At 62.5% G+C, this 1,108-nt stretch carries 1 protein-coding gene; it reads left to right on the top strand.

Annotated elements, in window-relative coordinates:
• On the top strand, positions 1-1,107 hold a 1,107-nt coding region (locus tag AB3X96_RS42440; protein WP_368594404.1), incomplete at its 5' end, for an LLM class flavin-dependent oxidoreductase.
• Between the last annotated feature and the right edge of the window lies 1 nt (position 1,108).

The following is a 1,108-nucleotide window of genomic DNA, read 5'->3' as shown; positions in this document are numbered from 1 at the left end:
ATGAAACTCGGACTTTTCATGATGCCGCTTCACGACCCGAAGCGGAATTACACGGAGCTGCTCAAGCAGGACCGCGACGCAATCATCATGGCCGACAAGCTCGGCTACGCAGAAGCCTGGGTCGGCGAACACTATTCGTGCAGCGCTGAGCCGATTGCCAACCCGCTGCAGTTCTTCGCCTCGCTCGTTCACGCGACCAGGGACATCAAGTTCGCCACCGGCGTTATCAATCTGCCGCAGCATCATCCGGCCGCCGTCGCCGGCGACGTCGCACAGTTCGACCACCTCAGCGAAGGCCGCTTCATCATGGGTGTGGGCCCCGGCGGCCTGGTCTCGGACATGGAGCTGTTCCAGACGAGCGAGAAGAACCGCGCCGAGATGGTCACCGACTCGGTCGAGATCATCCACAAAATCTGGTCCACGAACGCCCCGTACAACATCAAGGGCAAGTACTGGGACGTGGTCATCGAGAAGAACGTCATCCCCGGCATCGGCTTCGGTCCCATGCTCAAGCCCTACCAGCAGCCGCATCCGCCGCTGGCCATCTCGACGATGAGCCCGAACTCGAGCAGCGCCAAGCACGCGGCGATGAAGGGCTGGGGTATCGTGTCGGCCAACTTTATCCCGCCCGTGCATGCGAAGTCGCACTGGGAGCAGTACGCGCTTGGCTGCGAACTCGCAGGCAAGCCGCTGGACCGCTCCCAGTGGCGCGTGGCGCGCTCCATCCTGGTGACCGAGACGGACCAGCAGGCTGCGGACTATCTGGCCGGCCCGAACAGCTACTCCTGGTACTACGACTACATCATCGAGGACATGGCCGTGTTCAACATGCTCGGCATCCTCAAGCCGGACGCGAGCATTCCCGACGCAGAAGTGACGGCGAAGAACTGTCTGGACTGGATGGTCATCTCGGGCTCGCCGAAGACGGTGCTCGACAAGCTCGTGGCATTCGTCGACTACGTCGGCGGCCCATTCGGCACGCTGCTGGCCACGCAGAAGGACTGGGACAACCCCCAGCTGCACAAGGGTTCGATGCGACTGCTGGCCACCGAAGTCATGCCCAAGCTGCGCGCCTACTGCGCCGACATCTCCACCGCTACGGCTTAAG

The sequence above is a fragment of the Paraburkholderia sp. BR13439 genome (genome assembly GCF_040948805.1).
GTDB classification, from domain to species: Bacteria; Pseudomonadota; Gammaproteobacteria; order Burkholderiales; family Burkholderiaceae; genus Paraburkholderia; species Paraburkholderia youngii.
Note: the sequence above shows the minus strand (reverse complement) of the source record. Positions and strands in the feature narration are given on the sequence as shown.